13 protein-coding genes and 1 other annotated feature are annotated in these 18,533 nt (G+C 39.3%); of the genes, 4 read left to right on the forward strand and 9 right to left on the reverse strand.

Going from position 1 to position 18,533, the window contains the following annotated elements; translation table 11 throughout:
- Positions 1-250 precede the first annotated feature (250 nt).
- From RBQ60_RS10090 to RBQ60_RS10105, 4 genes are all read right to left on the reverse strand, one after another.
- On the reverse strand, positions 251-2,332 hold the full coding sequence (locus RBQ60_RS10090) for a methyl-accepting chemotaxis protein (RefSeq protein ID WP_307883561.1): 2,082 nt from the start codon (positions 2,330-2,332) through the stop codon (positions 251-253).
- Positions 2,333-2,851: 519 nt separating this feature from the next.
- Positions 2,852-4,933, reverse strand: coding sequence for a methyl-accepting chemotaxis protein (locus tag RBQ60_RS10095; RefSeq protein ID WP_307883562.1), 2,082 nt, complete (start codon positions 4,931-4,933; stop codon positions 2,852-2,854).
- A 336-nt stretch (positions 4,934-5,269) separates the two neighbouring features.
- Positions 5,270-6,385: an aminopeptidase gene (locus tag RBQ60_RS10100; protein ID WP_307883564.1), complete on the reverse strand. Its 1,116-nt coding sequence runs from the start codon at positions 6,383-6,385 to the stop codon at positions 5,270-5,272.
- Between the two features lie 9 nt (positions 6,386-6,394).
- Positions 6,395-6,916: a cysteine hydrolase family protein gene (locus RBQ60_RS10105; RefSeq protein WP_307883565.1), complete on the reverse strand. Its 522-nt coding sequence runs from the start codon at positions 6,914-6,916 to the stop codon at positions 6,395-6,397.
- Between the two features lie 181 nt (positions 6,917-7,097).
- Positions 7,098-7,299 (forward strand) — a binding site (T-box leader).
- A 108-nt stretch (positions 7,300-7,407) separates the two neighbouring features.
- Between RBQ60_RS10105 and proS the strand changes: the two genes are divergently transcribed.
- On the forward strand, positions 7,408-8,844 hold the full coding sequence (proS, locus tag RBQ60_RS10110) for a proline--tRNA ligase (RefSeq protein ID WP_307883566.1): 1,437 nt from the start codon (positions 7,408-7,410) through the stop codon (positions 8,842-8,844).
- Between the two features lie 331 nt (positions 8,845-9,175).
- On the opposite strand, the gene RBQ60_RS10115 is transcribed toward proS, so the two are convergent.
- The gene (locus RBQ60_RS10115) at positions 9,176-11,179 is read right to left on the reverse strand and encodes a methyl-accepting chemotaxis protein (protein WP_307883568.1); all 2,004 of its coding nucleotides are present in this window, start codon (positions 11,177-11,179) and stop codon (positions 9,176-9,178) included.
- 884 nt (positions 11,180-12,063) lie between these two features.
- Positions 12,064-12,447: a metallopeptidase family protein gene (locus RBQ60_RS10120; RefSeq protein WP_307883569.1), complete on the reverse strand. Its 384-nt coding sequence runs from the start codon at positions 12,445-12,447 to the stop codon at positions 12,064-12,066.
- A 171-nt stretch (positions 12,448-12,618) separates the two neighbouring features.
- Here RBQ60_RS10120 and RBQ60_RS10125 point away from each other — a divergent pair, with 171 nt between their 5' ends.
- From RBQ60_RS10125 to RBQ60_RS10135, 3 genes are all read left to right on the forward strand, one after another.
- Positions 12,619-12,873, forward strand: a complete 255-nt coding sequence (locus RBQ60_RS10125) for a hypothetical protein (RefSeq protein WP_307883570.1) — start codon at positions 12,619-12,621, stop codon at positions 12,871-12,873.
- 209 nt (positions 12,874-13,082) lie between these two features.
- Complete coding sequence (locus RBQ60_RS10130; RefSeq protein WP_307883571.1) at positions 13,083-13,829, forward strand: ABC transporter ATP-binding protein; 747 nt, start codon at positions 13,083-13,085, stop codon at positions 13,827-13,829.
- Positions 13,819-14,637: an ABC transporter permease gene (locus tag RBQ60_RS10135; RefSeq protein ID WP_307883572.1), complete on the forward strand. Its 819-nt coding sequence runs from the start codon at positions 13,819-13,821 to the stop codon at positions 14,635-14,637. Before RBQ60_RS10130 ends, RBQ60_RS10135 begins: the two co-directional genes overlap by 11 nt.
- 87 nt (positions 14,638-14,724) lie before the next feature.
- On the opposite strand, the gene RBQ60_RS10140 is transcribed toward RBQ60_RS10135, so the two are convergent.
- From RBQ60_RS10140 to RBQ60_RS10150, 3 genes are all read right to left on the reverse strand, one after another.
- Positions 14,725-16,032 (reverse strand): aspartate kinase, encoded by a 1,308-nt coding sequence (locus tag RBQ60_RS10140; RefSeq protein ID WP_307883573.1) that lies wholly within the window; start codon positions 16,030-16,032, stop codon positions 14,725-14,727.
- Positions 16,033-16,189: 157 nt separating this feature from the next.
- Positions 16,190-17,320 carry a carboxynorspermidine decarboxylase gene (gene nspC / locus RBQ60_RS10145; protein ID WP_307883574.1) on the reverse strand — a complete coding sequence of 377 codons (1,131 nt, stop codon included), beginning with the start codon at positions 17,318-17,320 and terminating at the stop codon, positions 16,190-16,192.
- Positions 17,320-18,522, reverse strand: coding sequence for a saccharopine dehydrogenase family protein (locus RBQ60_RS10150; protein ID WP_307883575.1), 1,203 nt, complete (start codon positions 18,520-18,522; stop codon positions 17,320-17,322). The genes nspC and RBQ60_RS10150 overlap by 1 nt, the downstream gene beginning before the upstream one ends.
- Positions 18,523-18,533 lie beyond the last annotated feature (11 nt).

Genomic DNA, 18,533 nt, shown 5'->3' on the forward strand with positions numbered 1-18,533 from the left:
GTGTTTCTTCATAAAAACACATAATTTTTATGTATTGCATATAAAAAATCCCTATATTCAAGGCTTTTCGACAATTCACAATTATTTTTTATTTTTTTCAAATTTTATAATATTAATATTTCAAAAAAATTAAGATTTTTTAAAGGGCACCAACTTTTTCTCTGATGCAAGTTATCAATTTCCTTTTTATTTGGGACAAAAAAGGCAGCCTCATTTATCGTCTATAAATGAGGCTGCCTTCACTTTATGATTAATATTTGCTATTATCCTTATCTCTCACACTTAGGTTTTGATCTTCCGTAAAGCCATCGTAGTCAGAGAACGCATCGTTACCCCCAGAGGATTTAACTGCATACTTTGATCCTTTCGTCTTAAACTCAGAAATCAACTCTTTTAGCAAGTTTGCCTGACTGGATAGTTCCTCACTAGCAGCGGCACTTTCTTCAGCAGTAGCAGCATTCGTTTGAACGACTGCAGAAATTTGTTCAATACCAGAATTAATCTGTTCAATGGAGGATGCCTGCTGTTGAGATGCATCCGCAATTTCAAAAATCAAGGAAACGACTTCCTTACCGCCTACAGCACTCTCTTCCAAAGACACAGCGGTGCTGCTTGCAATTTTCGTTCCACTTTTAACCGCTTCCAAAGTTTCCTCAATTAATACCGTGGTGCTCTTTGCTGCCTCTGTAGATTTGCCAGCTAAATTCCTTACTTCGTCAGCAACTACGGCAAACCCCTTGCCTGCGTCACCTGCACGTGCTGCCTCTACCGCCGCATTTAAAGCAAGTATATTGGTCTGAAAAGCAATGTCATCGATTAGTTTGATTATTTTGGAAATCTCCGCTGATCTCTGGCTAATCTGCTCCATAGCCGCTATCATTTCTTGCATTTCTTGATTACTATTGGCAAGCACTTTTCCCGAAGCTTCAGCTTTTTCCCTTACCAAGGTGGCATTTTCTGCATTTTTCCTGATTTGATCTGCCATTTCTGCAATGCTTGCTGAAAGCTCTTCAATAGAGCTTGCTTGTTCTGTTGCCCCTTGAGAGAGCGCCTGTGCGCCGTTTGCCACTTGGTCTGAGCCACTATTTACCTGATCTGATGCTTGGTTAATTTGCAATAGTGTTGCGTTTAGATTATTCAACATTGCTTGGGTATTCACTTTGATTTTTGCAAACTGACCTACGTATTCCCTCTGTAGTTCTGTAGTTAAGTTACCCTTAGAAATTTCTAAAAGGACGTCTGCAATTTCATCGATATATCCTTGGTAATTTACCAACCTTTCAATGGTTAGACGGAATGCGGCGGCAAGCTGCCCCACCTCACCCTTGGTGTTCACATCTAATGCAACATTAAAATTACCATCGGCAATTTGTTGCGCCGCTTCTGTTATTTTTATGATGGGCTTTGAAATGGCACCGCTAACAAAAAATGTTACAATGGCACCAAAAATAATTGCTCCAAGAATTAAAACTAAGAATGTGTTTCGTACCTCTCGAACTTCCTCATCTAGTTCTGAGTGTTCCATGCCCATAACTACAATCCACGGGGTATGTTCAACGGGTGCAAACCCTGCAATTTTTTCTACTCCGTTATAATGATAAGTACCTGATGCAACTTTTCCCGTAATCATTTCCTCAGTAAGGGCACCCAACTCTTTTAATGATTCATTAGTCTTTGCATTTTCAATGTCATTATCTTGCTGCATTACTAAATCAAAGTTTTTGTGTCCAACTGTAGTTCCTTCATTGTTTATAATATAGCCATATCCTGTGGAGCGAAAAGCAATCTCTTCTGCTACTTTCGTAAGGGTGGAGCCATCCTTACGTCCATAGAATACCCCCTGTAGCTGTCCATTGGCGTAGATTGGTGTTGCGTCAATCACAACAAGTTCCCCCGTTGCATTGCTAATGATGACATCAGACACAGCCGGTTCACCACTTAAGGCTTTTTGGAAATAATCCCTTCCGCCTATCTTTACTTTGGTGCCTGCATTGTCAAATACCGTAGCATTTCCTTCCTTGTCTGCAAAGGCAAAAGCTATATAACCTGCTCTTTGTGCTTCTTTTTGTAAAAAGGAAGCCTTTTCCTCCCAAGGTGTTTCTGTATCAAGAATCATACCGTTTTGTGCAAGCCCTTCCAGGTACTTAAGGTCTGTTTCAACCAAAGCATGGATATAGTTTGCCTCCGTGACCGCCATCATTTCTAATTCGCTGTAGGCGTCTTTTTCTATAACATTACTAACATTAGTGATGTTAATAACCCCTAGCACTGCAGTAATTAGAAATATTACTAGAGTAAATCCTGACATTAATTTTAGTCTTATTGACTTCATTTTCCTTCCCCTCCTATTTCTGCTTTCTATAATTGTTAAGAAACCTTTAGCATTATCGTACTCTACTTAAAGTTTCTCCCAAGCCTTACGCCCCGCCCTCTAATATTACTACTCCTTCCTTCCTTATTAATTTGTTTTGACTACACTGCTAGATAAATGAAATTTCAAAGTTAGTGGAATATAATACCTGTAGAAATTTAAATTATTTCCAATTATGTAATAGATTTCATGGAATATTTTACCATAATTAAAGACAAGAATCTACATATTTCGTCAATTTATACATATTTATTGAATAATACTAAAAAATAGTTCACTCATTTTGTTTCTTTCATAAACTATAACTTTTGCTAAAAAAGTGGCTCATTAGCCTTATAAAATCTTTTCATAGTGCAGTCTGAAAGCTCATTTCATGTTGCCACAGCTGAACTGTTCTTCAGCGCACCTTTTATTAAGCCAAACAACAAAACCCCATCTATCCAAATAACAGATAGATGGGGTGAGCCTTAAATTTAACTTTTAATATTTCGTTTGGTCATAGTCCCCTTTTATGGGACTATGAATTTGACTATAGCTTCCATTGCCTGGATAATCAGAGTTGTCTTGTTTATATTGTGCCAAATAGTCAGGTTCCTTGGTTTTAAACTCTGAGACTAATTCTCTTAACAAGTTTGCCTGCCCTGATAGCTCTTCACTAGCTGCCGCACTTTCCTCTGCAGTGGCCGCGTTGGTTTGAACCACTGATGAAATTTGTTCAATGCTCAGGTTAATTTGTTCAATCGCAACTGCCTGCTGTTGAGATACATCGGCGATTTCAAAAACAAAGGCTATGACATCCTCGGCACCCAAAGCGCTTTCTTCCAAAAATTGCGCCGTTGTGCTTGCAATAGACGTACCGGTCTTTACTGCTTCCAGGGTTTCTTCTATTAAAATTGTAGTACTTTTTGCCGCTTCCGTAGATTTTGCCGCTAAATTCCTTACCTCATCGGCAACAACTGCAAAGCCCTTACCTGCTGTTCCTGCCCTTGCCGCCTCTACGGCTGCATTTAAAGCCAAAATATTTGTCTGAAATGCAATATCATCAATGAGTTTTATAATTTTTGAAATTTCAGAAGATCTAAGGCTGATTTGATCCATGGCTATTATCATCTGTTTCATTTCTTCATTACTGTTTTCTAACACTTTGCCAGAAACTTTTGCTTTTTCACTAACAACACTTGCTTTTTCTGCATTCTTTTTAATCTGTAATGCAATATTACCAATTTCAGCGGAAACTTCTTCAATGGAGCTTGCTTGTTCTGTGGCACCTTGGGAAAGAGCTTGGGCACCAGTTGCCACTTGGTCTGAACCACTATCCACTTGTTCAGCAGATTGATTGATTTGTGTCATGGTTACATTAAGATTATGAAGCATCGCTTGGGTATTCACCTTTACTTTTTCGAACTGCCCTTCATATTCTCTTTTCAACTCTGTAGTCAAATCTCCATTGGAAATATTTAAAAGGGTATCAGAAATTTCATCGATATAGCCTTGGTAATTTACCAGTCGCTCAATGGTCTGATTAAAAGCAGTGGCCAATTGCCCAACCTCATCTTTTGACTTCACATTCAGCGCAACATCAAAATCCCCTTGGGCAATTTGTTGTGCCGCTTTTGTAATTTTTTTCAAAGGCTTTGTAATAAAACTACTTACAAAATAAGTTGCCACAGCCCCTAAAATAACCGCCGCTGTAATCATTGTAATGAGAACACTCGTCAGTGACCGCAGTTCATCCAAAACTTCGCTGCTTTCTATACCCATTATGACAACCCAGGGCGAATCCGCAACAGGTGCATAAGCTGCAATTTTGTCTACATTGTTATATAAATAGCTACCGCTTCCAACTTCACCAGAGGTCATTTTTTTCATAAGCTCATCTATATTTGTTCCAGAGTTATCAGCTTTGATCCTTTCGAATACATTGTTTTTTTCCAATACCATTTCCTCATTTTCATGACCCACAGTGGTTCCTTGTCTATTGATAATTTGGCAGTCTCCTGTGGTGCCATAAGTGATTGACGTAGCGATATAACAAAGTGATGAGCCATCTTTTCGTCCACAAAAGACCCCTATAATCTCACCATCAGCGTATATAGGCGTAGCATAAATAATAGAAAGTTCTCCTGTTGTAGCATCTACTATAATGTCTGAAATATTCCCTTCGCCCTCTAAGGCTCTTTGAAAATACTCTTTTTCCCCAATATTTTCCTTCTCTCCCGCACGATTAAAAAACCTTGCATTTCCCTGCTTATCTACAACTGCAAAGTCTTCAAAACCTGCTCGCTCCGCTTCTTTTTCGAAAAAAGAAACTTTGTCTTTCCAAGAAGTTTCGGAATCGTAAATAATATTGTTTTGTGCAAGCCCTTCTACATATTTTAGGTTTGAATTGACTAATGATTTAATGTATTTTGCTTCAGATACCACGATTGTTTCTAAATCCTTATGGGCTTCTTCTATCAAGTTGTTACTAAAAATCTTTATGTTGATAAATCCTAACGCCCCTGTAACAATAAATATTACGAAAGAAAAAATAACAATTAACCTTAGCTTTATAGACTTCATTACAATCTCCTTCCACCGTTTTGTTTGCCTGATGTTCTACATCTCCCCCAAATTGTAACCCTTAAAAAACCTAGTCTTAATATATAGAAATTCACAGGACTTCCCGCTGATTTCTTTTTTCCCATACTGAGTCTTCCAGGCTTGGCCAAATTTTAAGGGAAGGAAATTCCAGCAAATAGAAAATGAAATCCCTTCATTTATACTATGCTTCCTTTAAATATATTGTGAAAAAGCCTATTCATAGTTAAGTTTTAATCCATTCAAGTTTTTTTCTTGTATTTTTTGACATAAAAAAAAGCAAATGACCTCTGTCATCTGCCTCTTTACTGTTTATCTTTATAAAACTTCTTCTTTAAACCTGCCATTTTCGTAGAAGAGTTGACCATCGGCAAAAATCTTTCCCTCAATGGTCATATCCGTAATCATATCCCAGTGAATGGCCGATTCATTTTTGCCCCCTGCCTCATGAAAAGCTTCGCCAATTGCCATATGCATAGAGCCACCGATTTTCTCATCAAAAAGGATGTTCTTGGTGTGTCGCTGTATGCCATAGTTTGTTCCAATTGCCACTTCGCCAAAATAGCGAGAGCCCTCATCGGTATCGATATAAGATAAAAGCTGGCTTTCCATTTCTTTGTTCTGGCAAGTTGCCTCTACAATGCGTCCGCTTTTAACATGTAACCTTACTTTCTCGAACTCATTTCCATTCATAATGGATGGATAGGAAAAGGTTATATGTCCATCTACGCCATCTTCAACGGGAGAAGTGAATATCTCCCCATCGGGAAAATTTTCTTGCCCGCAGCAGTTAACCCATTTTCTACCCTCAATGGAAACACGTATATCTGTATCCTTGGTTACGATATGCAGTTCTTTTTTATCATCTAAGTACTTCACCCAGCGTTCCTGCCAATGGGCCATTTCCTCCCACTTCGCCACAGGGTCTGCCTCATACAAAAAACCTGCACCATACACAAAATCTTCATATTCTTCCAAGTTCATTCCTGCATTTTGTGCATCACCGTTGGTAGGAAATTGGGTACCACACCACCGCAATTCTCCAGTCCCGATTCTATCGGAGTAAATTTTACGGTTTTCTCTGTTAGCTAGGCGGCGTTGCTTTAACTTTTTCCCGTCAATGGATTGAAAAACCTTAACGTTCTCACTGCCCCAAGCACTAATCCACACATCGCTTTTTGCACAGGCACCAAAGCGGATATTCTCTCGTGCATATTGCTCTTGGCTACCGTTTTTTAAAATTTCCGCATCCACTTCTGGAACATCGATATAATATTCAATTAAAGCACCATTTTTTAAAGCTGCACGGGTTACAGCCTTTACAAAGGGTAATGCCACATCTTCCCCAGATATGGCAACACGATCCCCCTCTTTTATTTTAGTTGAATAGTTAACTAAAACCTCTGCCAACTTCTCCAAACGTTCATCTCTCAAAAAAACACCTCACTTCACAGTTACGTGGCACATTGCTAAAGTTGTTAGTGCCGCTTTATGGGTTTCAGGGGTTACCCCGGCACAGCAGGCAGAATCCACACTGATTTTCATTTCAGGCATCCTTGCCTTTAATAAAATCGCATTAGAAACCACACAAATATCAGTGCAAAGGCCAACCAATTCCACCTCAAGCTCCTCTTTTACCCACTCATTATATAAAAGCTCCACCAACTCCACAGAGCCAAAAGTAGGCTTATCAATCACTGGGACAACCTCCAAAGCTTGGGCAATTCTTTTATCAAGCTGCCAGCCCTCTGTTCCTCTAACACAATGAACTACGGGGAGTTTTTCCCCCTCTTGTGTTTCCAAATAATTTTCTTCATGGGTATCTCTGGTAGCAATAATATTCTCTTTTGGATACTGACTAATTTTATTCAACACACAATCAACAATTTCTTCGGCTTCTTTTGTTCCCAAAGAGCCGTCTATAAAATCCTTTTGCATATCAATTACAATAAGTACTTTTTTCATCGTCTACCTCCAAATTTTCCATAAATTCACTGATAGATTAATCATACAACAACTATCTAAAAATATCCATACGCATTTTTCCCATCTCAAGAAGGAAAAGAATTAGAAAAGTAAGAGAAAAGGTAAATTTCCTTGCCTTCCCCTTGACAGAACATTTCTTTTCGGTTTATGATAGTATCTGATAAAAACAGTGATAAGGAATAGTAAAAAAGTGCCCTTGCCCATAGAAAATAGGCGGTTGATGCAAGCCTTGGCAAACCTTTTTGAACCCACCTCTTGAGTTCCGTAGGGAAAATGCGGCGTGCTTGGCGTTAACAAGTTTGAGAGGACGGAATTTTTCCGTCAATTAGGGTGGCACCGCCAATTCGACCTTGGTCCCTTTTTTGGGATTCAGGTCTTTTTTTGTGGTGAAAAAGCCAAACGAATTAAGCTTAACAAAGAGGAACCTGTTTTAGGCATATAAAATAAAAAAGCAATGAGGAGGAACGATAATGGCAAAGGACAAAAAATTGGTGGAATCCATTACCGATATGGAGTTGGATTTCCCTCAGTGGTACACCGACGTAGTAAAAAAAGCAGACTTAACGGAATATTCCAGTTTAAAAGGATGTATGATTATTCGCCCTTACGGCTATGCAATTTGGGAATTGATTCAAAAAGATTTGGATAGACGCTTTAAAGAAACAGGCCATGAAAATGTATACATGCCAATGTTTATTCCCGAAAGCTTGTTACAAAAAGAAAAGGATCATGTAGAAGGCTTTGCACCCGAGGTTGCGTGGGTAACCCACGGCGGCGAAAACAAGTTGCAGGAGCGTCTTTGTGTACGCCCTACTTCCGAAACCCTTTTCTGCGAGCATTACGCAAACATCATTCAGTCCTACCGTGATTTGCCTAAGCTTTACAATCAGTGGTGCTCCGTTGTTCGTTGGGAAAAGACTACCCGTCCTTTCTTGAGAACCACAGAATTCTTATGGCAAGAAGGTCATACTGCCCATGCAACTGCAGAAGAAGCAGAAACAGAAACCATCCGTATGCTAAACGTTTATGCTGATTTCTGCCATGAAAATTTGGCAATTCCCGTTATCAAAGGAGAAAAAACAGAAAAAGAGCGTTTTGCAGGTGCGAAAGCAACCTATACCATCGAAAGCTTGATGCATGACGGTAAGGCTTTACAGTCTGGCACAAGCCATAACTTCGGCAACGGCTTTGCCCAGGCTTTCGGCATTCAGTATACTGACAAAGACAATCAGCTTCAGTATGTTCACCAAACAAGCTGGGGTGTAACCACACGTTTGATTGGTGCATTAATCATGGTTCATGGTGACAACAGCGGTCTTGTTTTGCCTCCAATGGTAGCACCTACACAAGTGATTATCATCCCCATTGCACAGCATAAAGAAGGGGTTTTGGAAAAAGCCGCAATAATAAGAGAAAATCTAAGCAAAGTCTGCCGCATTAAGTTAGACGATTCTGATAAATCCGCTGGCTGGAAGTTTAGCGAATACGAAATGAAGGGTGTTCCTCTTCGTTTGGAAGTTGGCCCTAAGGATTTGGAAAAGAATCAGGCTGTTCTTGCAAGACGTGATACTGGGGAAAAAATCATTGTTTCCTTGGATGAACTGGAAGAAAAAATCCCCGTCTTACTGAAAGAAATACAGGAAAACCTGTTGAAAAGAGCCTCCCAACGAAGAGATTCCAAAACCTATTCTGCGACAAACATGGAGGATTTCGAACGCACGTTAAACGAAACTCCTGGGTTCGTAAAAGCAATGTGGTGTGGTGATCAGGCTTGCGAAGATGCCATCAAAGAAAAAACTGCAGCTACAAGCCGTTGCATCCCCTTTGAACAGGAAGAAATTTCCGATACTTGTGTTTGTTGTGGCAAAAAAGCAAAACATATGGTTTACTGGGGTAGAGCATATTAATTTGCTTAAAGAAATCGCCTACTTTATAGAGGCCTACTCATAGTGTATAGTAAATATTTTAAAATTGAATAAGAAAAAAACAGCACGCATTGGAAATGTCCTTGCGTGCTGTTTTTTTGTTGGCACCGAAAAGGATAGATGAACCCCCAGTTCAAGGGGGGTGGTCATACTACAATCAATTTGGTCTGCCAACCCCAGAAATAGCATAAGAGGTTAGAGCCAGGAGAAAACTCCCAGCCCTAGGAAACCCCTTATTTCATGGTTGTTTGTCTACCCTAGACCTACTTTGTTGCGTAGGCACTAAAGAAAAAAACAGTATGCTCTATTTCTATTAATACTTACTATCATCCATTGTATTTTGCTCAAACTCTGACATGTTATCTGATAGCATGGATGGTGCAGCGGAATGAATATCTCTCAGTATAAACTTATCTACAAGAGATTTTAACACTTGAGCCTGTCCAGAAAGTTCTTCACTTGCAGCAGCACTTTCTTCTGCGGTTGCAGCATTTGTCTGTATCACTGCAGCAATTTGTTCTACACCAGTAGTAACTTGGTTTACTGCATGAGCCTGCTCATTTGATGCATCTGAAATTTCGTCCACGATTAAAGTAACTGTTTTAGCGCTGTCTACAACGTTTAGCATGGACTTTGCAGTGGCATCAGCTATTTTCATACCATTTTCTACAGCCCTAATTGTTTCTTCAATCAGCATAGCTGTACTTTTTGCTGACTCTGCACTTTTTCCTGCCAGATTTCTAACCTCGTCCGCAACAACTGCGAAACCTTTTCCTGCATCTCCTGCTCTTGCTGCTTCAACCGCCGCATTAAGTGCAAGAATATTCGTCTGAAAAGCAATAGAATCAATAACTTTTATAATGTTATCAATTTCTCCCGATTTATTGCTAATTTCATTCATCGCACGAATCATGTCCTGCATTTGGTTGTTACTTATCATAATCTCATCTTGCGCTTTTTCTGATTCTATTTTTGCATTTGAGGCACTATCGGCATTGTTTTTTATTCGATCTGATATTTCTGCAATTGTTGCAGAAAGTTCCTCTATGCTGCTGGCTTGTTCCGTAGAACCCTGCGAAAGTGACTGCGAGCCAATTGAAACCTGATCAGAACTACTAGAAACTTGTTCCGATGCCTCACTAATTTCTTCTATAACATCACTTAGATTATGAATAATGTTATCCATTGAGATTTCAATCTTCTTTAAATCACCTACATATTCAACAGATGTAGATACTGCAAAGTTCTTTTGGGCCATTTGATCTAAGACTTCGGAAATATCATTGATCACTCTTTTTAGCATGCTAGCTGTGTTATCGAAAGTGTTTATAAGTACACCGATCTCATCCTGGGAGGTTGCCTCTAATTTGATATCAAAATCTCCAGATGCTATGCTTTCTGCTGCTTTTACTACTTGACCGATTGGATTTATCATCTTGCGAAGCACTAAAATCATAGTAAGAATAATAAAAATCAGCGCTCCAATGGCGATGATAATCAAAGATGTTGTGGTTTTTGTTACATCTGAAAACATGTCAGGTTCTTCTATCGCTGTCAATGACCACCAAGTTTCACCTGCTGCATCAATAGGATAATAGAATCTATTCATTTTTACACCATTATCAGCATCAATGCAAGTGGTGAACGCATTTTTCTCTTGATAACCTTTTTCTGTAAGCTCCTGATCCTTGGGATTTGGAGTCCATTCAGACATATTCTTACCAATGCTGCTTCCGTCTTTCGTTTCACTGTCAAAAATAAGATTTCCCGTAGAATCCAAAATGCATGTATACATAGTTGGATAATCACTGTTTTCATTATTAAATCTGTTGAAGTTGCTTACATTCATATCAACAGAAATAACACCTAAAAATTTACCATCAATTTCAATGGGTGAATTCACTGATATTACAAGATTTCCTCTGGCGATATATGGTTTCGTCATTGTTGTTTTATTTTCCAGCTTAGTTTTTTCATAGAATTCAAGTTTGGAATATGTAGAATACTCACTTGTGTCTACTTCATTTTCAGCTAAATCGGAATTTATAGCAACAGCATAGCTTTCTATACTTTTATTGAAAGCATATGGTTCAAAAAACACCCCAGCACCATCAATAAATTCATTGTTTTTAACGGTGCTACTTAAGGTTGAAAGCATATAATCTTCTGAATTTATCTGCCAATTTGTCATTGCTACGCCAAATACTTGACTTTTAGCATCGCCAGCCTCTTCTTCGGATAAAGTTTTCACTTTTGCATAGGCATCACTTAAATAGCTTTCAATGTCTAGTGTTACATTTTCTGCATTATCTATCACATTTGAACCTGTGTTCCACTATATTTTGCCATAATATCAAATTCAGCCGAAATACCTTTCGAAATAGATGACTGAATATTCACTACAGCAAACCCGATAAATAAAGTAAAAATAATTAGAAGCATTATTGCTTCTATAAATCCAATTTTAGATGACAATTTCATTTTTTTAAATATCACTAAATACTCCTTATCAATTTTTCGTATGTTAAGCTGAATGAAAATTGAGTTGTCGGGCATAACAGTGGTAAAAACACCCTAAAACAGCAATATTCATCACTTTCATTAGTTTGGCAAAGATAAATTTGGAAAGCAAAAATTGTTTTTGCACCTAAACTTACAGCAGCTTTGCCTGCATCTGTTTCTTTCTTGTTTGGTAAAGCAGAACTCAAAAGTATGCAGCTTTCGCCTTTTGTCATGATTACTGTCTTGTATCAATTCATTATCGGTAAAAACTCCACAAAAAAAATTGTCAGACCGTTACAGTACTTACAATAATCCGATTAAGTGCTACAACATCCCAGACGCCAAATACATTCGCGTTAAGTTAGCACAATCTCTCATTGAATCCTTTGACGATCGGTTCAAAGCTTGGTACAAAAACAAAGCATGGTTTTCATTCTCAAATCAGCGAATGCTGCCATTGCTTTTTTTCTTTCTTAAATCTCACTTGTCCATACCAAGGCTTAAATGGGTTCAACTCCTGCTCAGGTCGCCGAAGCTCACTACAACTCGGCTCCTTTTTATAATTAGAAACTCTTTCGTTCTTAATTTATATCAGTCTTCACCACCTTATTTACATTTTGTTACAAAATTCGGCACAATAAGTAACTTATCAATATGCTACTATATACAGTATGAAATATCAATCAATTTTTGGAAAATTTACATATTTCTTCTTCTTCTTTTTTCAATTTTCTTCAACTCTTTTTCATCTTCTAGAATCAAATCTATATTCCCGCACATAATCTCCACATGATGCTGAAATTCATGGCGCAAAACATCACGTATTTCCTTAATCATTCTCTCCTTAACAAAGTTCCTGCAAACCTTTGCAAAAGAACCATAGTATAATTCAATGCGACATCCAAGAAATTCATCTTTAATATATAACCCTAAAATGTAAACAGGGGCCTTTTCTCTGGATAAAGGATGTAACCGCTCCTCCTCTTTTAATCGTATCCCTCCGTTTAACCCATTATAAAAAACGGAAGGAATCTCATTGGCAACCTGGTCAGCCAAAATCTCAAACTCTTCCATAGAAATCATAAATTCACCTACTTTCCGTTTTCAGTATAACATAAAGACTCCAAATTTATTTCTTTCGAAAATATTAAAAAATAACTTGGCCTTTTCTTTCTCACCAATTCGCAATTCTTTCATATTTTATAGTAGATAGGGTGTACAAATTATAACACTCAAGAGGAAAGGAGGTATATGATGGGCAGACAAACACAATCCCACGATAGATGGCACAAATGCCACTGCCACTGCTGCTGTTGCTGTTGCTGTTGTTGCAGATGTTGGTGCAGAAATTATTGCAGATGGCAAAGATGGTGGAGATGGCAGACTATCTTATGTAACAGCACCAATCTAGAAGAAATTGCTGCAGTTATGAATGAAATTAAAGCATTCGAGGAAGAAGACGATGATGACTTTCAGGATTTTAGAGACAATAATCGTATCTGTAAATAATCTCGAAGCTTAGACAAATAAGAACTGTCCATCCCCAAAATGGCAGTTCTTATTTTGATATATAAAAATATTGTTCGTTTTATGTAGATTTATTAAAAATCTTTCTTAAAAAATGTATATGCCCTACTTATCTTTCTTTTCATTGGAAAAGCACCTTTTGTCCGCAGATTGATATAATGGGAGTATAAATCTATAAGGAGGTCGTTCCCATGCGCCCTATCGTATCTTTAGATGATGTCAGCCTTAGATATCACAGCATTGGCGGTGAAACATTGGCTGTTTCCCATTTATCTCTTTCCGTTCCATCAGGAGAATTTCTCAGCATCGTTGGCCCTAGTGGATGCGGAAAGTCTTCCTTACTTTCTATGCTAGCGGGACTTATCACTCCTTCTAAAGGTAATATTTCTGTAAACGGAGAAATTGGGTATATGCTTCAAAAGGACTATCTATTGGAATGGCGTACCATTCGCAGTAACGCCCTTTTAGGACTTGAAATTCAAAATAAACTTACACCAAAAAACACTGCTTACGTAGAAGCCCTACTGGATCAATATGGTCTTGGTGACTTTAAAGATCATTATCCCTATCAGCTTTCAGGTGGGATGAGACAAAGGGTTGCTTTAATTCGTACATTGGCCGTACGCCCTGATATCCTTTTGTTAGATGAACCCTTTTCTGCCTTAGACTATCAAACCCGCCTTTCTGTTGCCGACGAAATCGGAACCATCATACGTAAAGAGGGAAAAACCGCAATTCTGGTAAGCCATGATATTTCCGAGGCAATTAGCTTAGCAGACAGAGTTGTTGTTTTATCCTCCAGACCAGCAAGCGTAAAAAAAATATATGATATTAAGCTTTCAATCGAGCAATATAGTCCCATGAAGGCACGAGAGGCACCAGAATTCCGTGAATACTTCAACGCAATTTGGAAGGAGCTGGATGTTCATGTGGTATAAAAGAGATTTAAAATCAGTTTCAAAAGAACAAGCAGCATTTTTAAACCGATTGCGTAAACGAAAAAACGCTGTACTTGGCATACAATGGTTACTTCTAATCGGATTTTTCCTACTTTGGGAAAGTGCTGCACTTTTGGGCTGGATTGACCCATTTATTTTCAGCCAACCCAGTAGAATGTTTCACGCAGGGGTTCAAATGTTAAAAGACGGATCCCTATGGACACATATAGGAACGACCCTTGGGGAAACGGTTGCTGGCTTTTTACTTGGAACAGTATTAGGCACGCTAACCGCAGTTTTATTGTGGTGGAATCGCTTTATCTCAGAGGTGGCTGAGCCCTATTTAGTTGTTTTAAATTCCCTACCTAAAACCGCCCTTGCCCCCATTATCATCGTTTGGTTAGGCAACAATCAAACCTCAATTATCGCCGTTGCACTATTAACCTCAGTGATTGTAACAGTAATGAGTGTGTTAAACGGCTTTTTACAAGTTGATGCAGAAAAGATAAAGTTAATTCAAATTTTTGGAGGAACCAAAGCACAGGTTTTGACAAAAGTGGTTTTCCCTGCAAATATTCCTTGTATTCTTAACGCCCTTAAAATTAATGTAGGGCTATCCTTCGTTGGTGTTATTGTCGGCGAATTCTTGGTTGCCCAATCTGGCTTGGGGTTTTTAATCGTCTACGGAAGCCAGATATTTAAACTAGACTGGGTAATGTTAAGCGTTATGATTCTTGCTATTATGGCTGCCTTAATGTACGAAGGTATCGCTTTCCTCGAAAAGAAATGTTTAAAGTGGCAACAATAAAACAAACTCCTTTGCTTGTTATGACTTTTTTATTGTCAAACATACAAAGGAGTTTTATTATTAATTAAATTCATTTCCTGCTACAAATCAAACAAATTCCTCATAAATTGCACGGATTGCCGCTTCCATCTCATTTTCCAAAACCCCAACCCATGTACTCAATTCACCACTGCCTTGGTTAATCATAACCACGCCAATGCCTTGCTCTTTCAATATTTTATAAATACGGTTTACCGTTGCACGATTATGAATGATGCCATATCCAACAAGAACAATCCCTGCAATTTGGCGCTGAATGTTAAGGGAGTAGGCTATTCCCAATTTTTGAATTTCTTCTTGAAACAACCCTTCCACTATACTAAGCTGATGGGTATCCACCATGAGGCACACGCAATTGATTCCCGATGGTAAATACTGAAATACCAAACCACAATTTTTAGCCGCCTGCAACACCCCTTGCACAAAAGCTAAAGTCCGATCGGCCTGTTCTTTTTCCACCACCAGTAATGTGAAACCTTTCTTCCCAGCAATGCCTGCAAAAATAGCAAAATCTTCCCTTTGCACTGCGGTACAAGTGATCGTGGTACCAGGATGCTTAGGCAAGTTGGTGTTACGGATATTTGTGGGGATGCCCGCCCTATTCACAGGATAAACGCCATCCTCATGAAGCACCGTAGCCCCTGCACAGCAAAGTTCATGCATCTCATGATAAGTAATATGGCTAATGGGCTTAGGGTTATTTACGATGCGAGGGTCTGCCATCAAAAAGCCTGAAACATCAGTCCAATTTTCGTATAGTTCTGCCCTTGCAGCACGAGCCACAATTGCTCCAGTAATGTCACTTCCACCACGGGAAAAAACACGAATTTCCCCGTCAGGGGTACTTCCGTAAAAACCAGGTATCACCACGTTTTCATGCTGTTCCAACCTTTTACTCAATATTGCATTTGTTTTTTCAGCATCAAAAACGCCCTTTTCATCAAATAGAATAACCTCGGCCGCATCTAAAAATGCAAAACCAAGGTAATCTGCTAATAAAAGACCGTTTAGATATTCGCCTCGGCTAGCGCAATAATCCGCCGAAGCTCCAGATGCAATGTTCTTATTTATTTCATCAAGATATGCCTCAAGGTTTAAAGACAAATTCAACTCCATAGCAATATCAAAATATCTTTGTCGAATTCTCTGAAAAGTTGCTTGAAAAGACTGACCATCACCCTGTTCACTGTGACAGCGGTACAAAAGGTCTGTCACTTTATCATCATCATGAAATCGTTTACCCGGTGCACTAGGAACGATGAGTGTCCGTCGGCTATCTGCCAGAATAATATCCCGTACTTTTTGAAACTGACTCCCACTTGCCAGAGAACTGCCACCGAATTTTGCTACAATCATCGTAAATTTCCCCCTCACCAAACCACAGAACGGTCAGAAACTCTGCCCGTTCTGTATATAAACAAATTTCTTTATATGCTATAAGCATGGTAATATGTCAATCAACTTTTATCAATGCCCTATAGAAAACTTCTAAATAGAAACTTTTGGTATTTCATTAAGACAAACGCTCTTTAAAATCCACATATCCAAACTTTCTGATTGTACGAATGCTTCCATCTCCTTGAAGTAATGCGATGGATGGCAGACACATTCCGTTAAACGTATTATTTTTAACCATAGAATAAATGGCCATATCCTCAAAAATAAGCTTATCCCCAACGAAAAGGGGCTGCTCAAAGGAATAGTCCCCTATTACATCACCTGACAAGCAGGTTGCGCCCGCCAAACGATAGGTAAAGGGCTTTTCACCTGCTTCACCACTCTGCCACAAAGGCGGACGGTATGGCATCTCAATGACGTCAGGCATATGGCAAGCGGCAGAAGCATCCAAAATTGCAATTTCTATGCCATTTTGTACCACGTCCAACACGGAAGCCACCAAATACCCTGCCTGAAGGGCTACTGCCTCTCCTGGCTCCAAATAAACTTCCACGTTATATTTTTTTTTGAAATGTACAATACAATCTACCAGTGCGTCCCGATCATAGTCGGCACGGGTGATATGATGACCACCGCCAAAATTCACCCACTTCATTTGTGGCAAGAATTCACCGAACTTTTCTTCCACCGCCGCTAGAGTTTCAATAAGGGCATCACTATTTTGTTCGCACAATGTGTGAAAATGCAGACCCTCAATACCCTCCAATAAATCAGGACGAAAATTCTCCCTTGTCACTCCAAGGCGAGAACCTTCCGCACAAGGGTCGTAAATACCATGGTCTTGAGTAGAATGCTGTGGATTTATGCGAATACCGCAACTTCTCCCTGCTCTGAGGGCTTTTTCCCTATATTTTTGCCACTGGACAAAAGAATTAAAGGAAATATGGTCACAGAGTTCAACAATCTCGTCAAACTCTTTTTCCATATACGCCCCAGAAAAGATATGGGTTTCTTTTCCCATTTCCTGAAAACCAAGCTTTGCCTCAAACAAACCACTGGCAGTTGTTCCTGCAAGATAGCCCCCAATTAGGGGATACACAGCGAACATAGAAAAGGCTTTTTGTGCCAGCAAAATTTTACAGCCGGCACGCTCCGCCACATCCTTTAGTATAACAAGGTTTTCAACCAAACGGTTTTCATCTACAACGTAACAAGGGGTTTCTACCGATAACAATACCTTTTCCATTAGTCCACCAACTCGGGGTTAAAGTCTTCAACCCAAGGCAAGCCCCATTTGTTCAGTGCATCCATGAATGGGTCTGGATCAAACTCTTCCATATTCCATACACCTGGTTTGTTCCATGTACCATTCATTACAAGCATTGCGCCAATCATAGCAGGTACGCCTGTGGTGTAAGAAACTGCCTGACTTCCTACTTCCTTGTAGCATTCCTGATGGTCACAAATGTTATATAAGTAATAGCTCTTCTCTTTGCCATCTTTCACACCCTGGAAGATGCAACCGATGTTTGTTTTGCCTACAGTACGAGGGCCAAGGCTTGCAGGGTCAGGCAATACTGCCTTTAAGAACTGCAAAGGAACAATCTGCTGTCCTTCAAATTCAATGGGCTCGATGGAGGTCATACCTACGTTTTCCAAGCATTTCAAGTGTGTCAAGTAGCTTTGACCAAATGTCATAAAGAAACGGATACGTTTGATTCCCTTAATATTTAAGCCCAAGCTTTCCAATTCTTCATGGTGCAAAAGATACATATCCTTTTTGCCAACTTCCGCAAAGTCATACTCACGCTTAATTTCCATAGGCTCAGTTTCTACCCATTCACCGTTTTCCCAGTAGCTACCGTTGGCAGTTACTTCACGGATATTGATTTCAGGGTTAAAGTTTGTTGCAAAAGGATAGCCATGGTCACCGCCATTACAGTCAAGGATGTCGATATAATTGATTTCATCAAAATGATGTTTTTGAGCATAAGCAGAGAAAACACCAGTAACACCAGGGTCAAAGCCACTACCCAAAAGGGCGCAGATACCCGCTTCTTTAAACTTTTCACGATATGCCCACTGCCATTTGTATTCAAACTTTGCAGTATCCAAAGGTTCGTAGTTTGCAGTATCGATGTAGTGGGTTTTTGTAATCAAGCAAGCATCCATAATGGTCAAGTCCTGATATGGCAATGCAAGATTTAAAACAACGTCAGGTTTAAACGCATTAATCAGTGCAACCAATTCATCTACATTATCTGCATCCACCTGAGCTGTCTGGATTTTTGTTTTTGTCGTTCCCTCAAGCTGTTCTTTCAAGGCGTCACACTTAGATTTCGTACGGCTGGCAATCATGATTTCCTCAAAAACTTCACTGTTCTGGCAGCATTTATGGATTGCAACACCAGCAACACCGCCACAACCAATAATCATACATTTTCCCATTTTCTCGTCTC

It is taken from the genome of Anaerotignum sp. MB30-C6 (assembly GCF_030908465.1).
Taxonomy (GTDB): Bacteria; Bacillota; Clostridia; order Lachnospirales; family Anaerotignaceae; genus Chakrabartyella.

What these genes read in the sequence shown, in the direction of transcription:
- RBQ60_RS10090 (WP_307883561.1), bottom strand. Translation starts at nt 2,332, where the DNA reads ATGAAGTCAATAAGACTAAAATTAATGTCAGGATTTACTCTAGTAATA.
- RBQ60_RS10095 (WP_307883562.1), bottom strand. Translation starts at nt 4,933, where the DNA reads ATGAAGTCTATAAAGCTAAGGTTAATTGTTATTTTTTCTTTCGTAATA.
- RBQ60_RS10105 (WP_307883565.1), bottom strand. Translation starts at nt 6,916, where the DNA reads ATGAAAAAAGTACTTATTGTAATTGATATGCAAAAGGATTTTATAGAC.
- proS (WP_307883566.1), top strand. Translation starts at nt 7,408, where the DNA reads ATGGCAAAGGACAAAAAATTGGTGGAATCCATTACCGATATGGAGTTG.
- RBQ60_RS10120 (WP_307883569.1), bottom strand. Translation starts at nt 12,447, where the DNA reads ATGATTTCTATGGAAGAGTTTGAGATTTTGGCTGACCAGGTTGCCAAT.
- RBQ60_RS10125 (WP_307883570.1), top strand. Translation starts at nt 12,619, where the DNA reads ATGGGCAGACAAACACAATCCCACGATAGATGGCACAAATGCCACTGC.
- RBQ60_RS10130 (WP_307883571.1), top strand. Translation starts at nt 13,083, where the DNA reads ATGCGCCCTATCGTATCTTTAGATGATGTCAGCCTTAGATATCACAGC.
- RBQ60_RS10135 (WP_307883572.1), top strand. Translation starts at nt 13,819, where the DNA reads ATGTGGTATAAAAGAGATTTAAAATCAGTTTCAAAAGAACAAGCAGCA.
- RBQ60_RS10140 (WP_307883573.1), bottom strand. Translation starts at nt 16,032, where the DNA reads ATGATTGTAGCAAAATTCGGTGGCAGTTCTCTGGCAAGTGGGAGTCAG.
- nspC (WP_307883574.1), bottom strand. Translation starts at nt 17,320, where the DNA reads ATGGAAAAGGTATTGTTATCGGTAGAAACCCCTTGTTACGTTGTAGAT.
- RBQ60_RS10150 (WP_307883575.1), bottom strand. Translation starts at nt 18,522, where the DNA reads ATGGGAAAATGTATGATTATTGGTTGTGGCGGTGTTGCTGGTGTTGCA.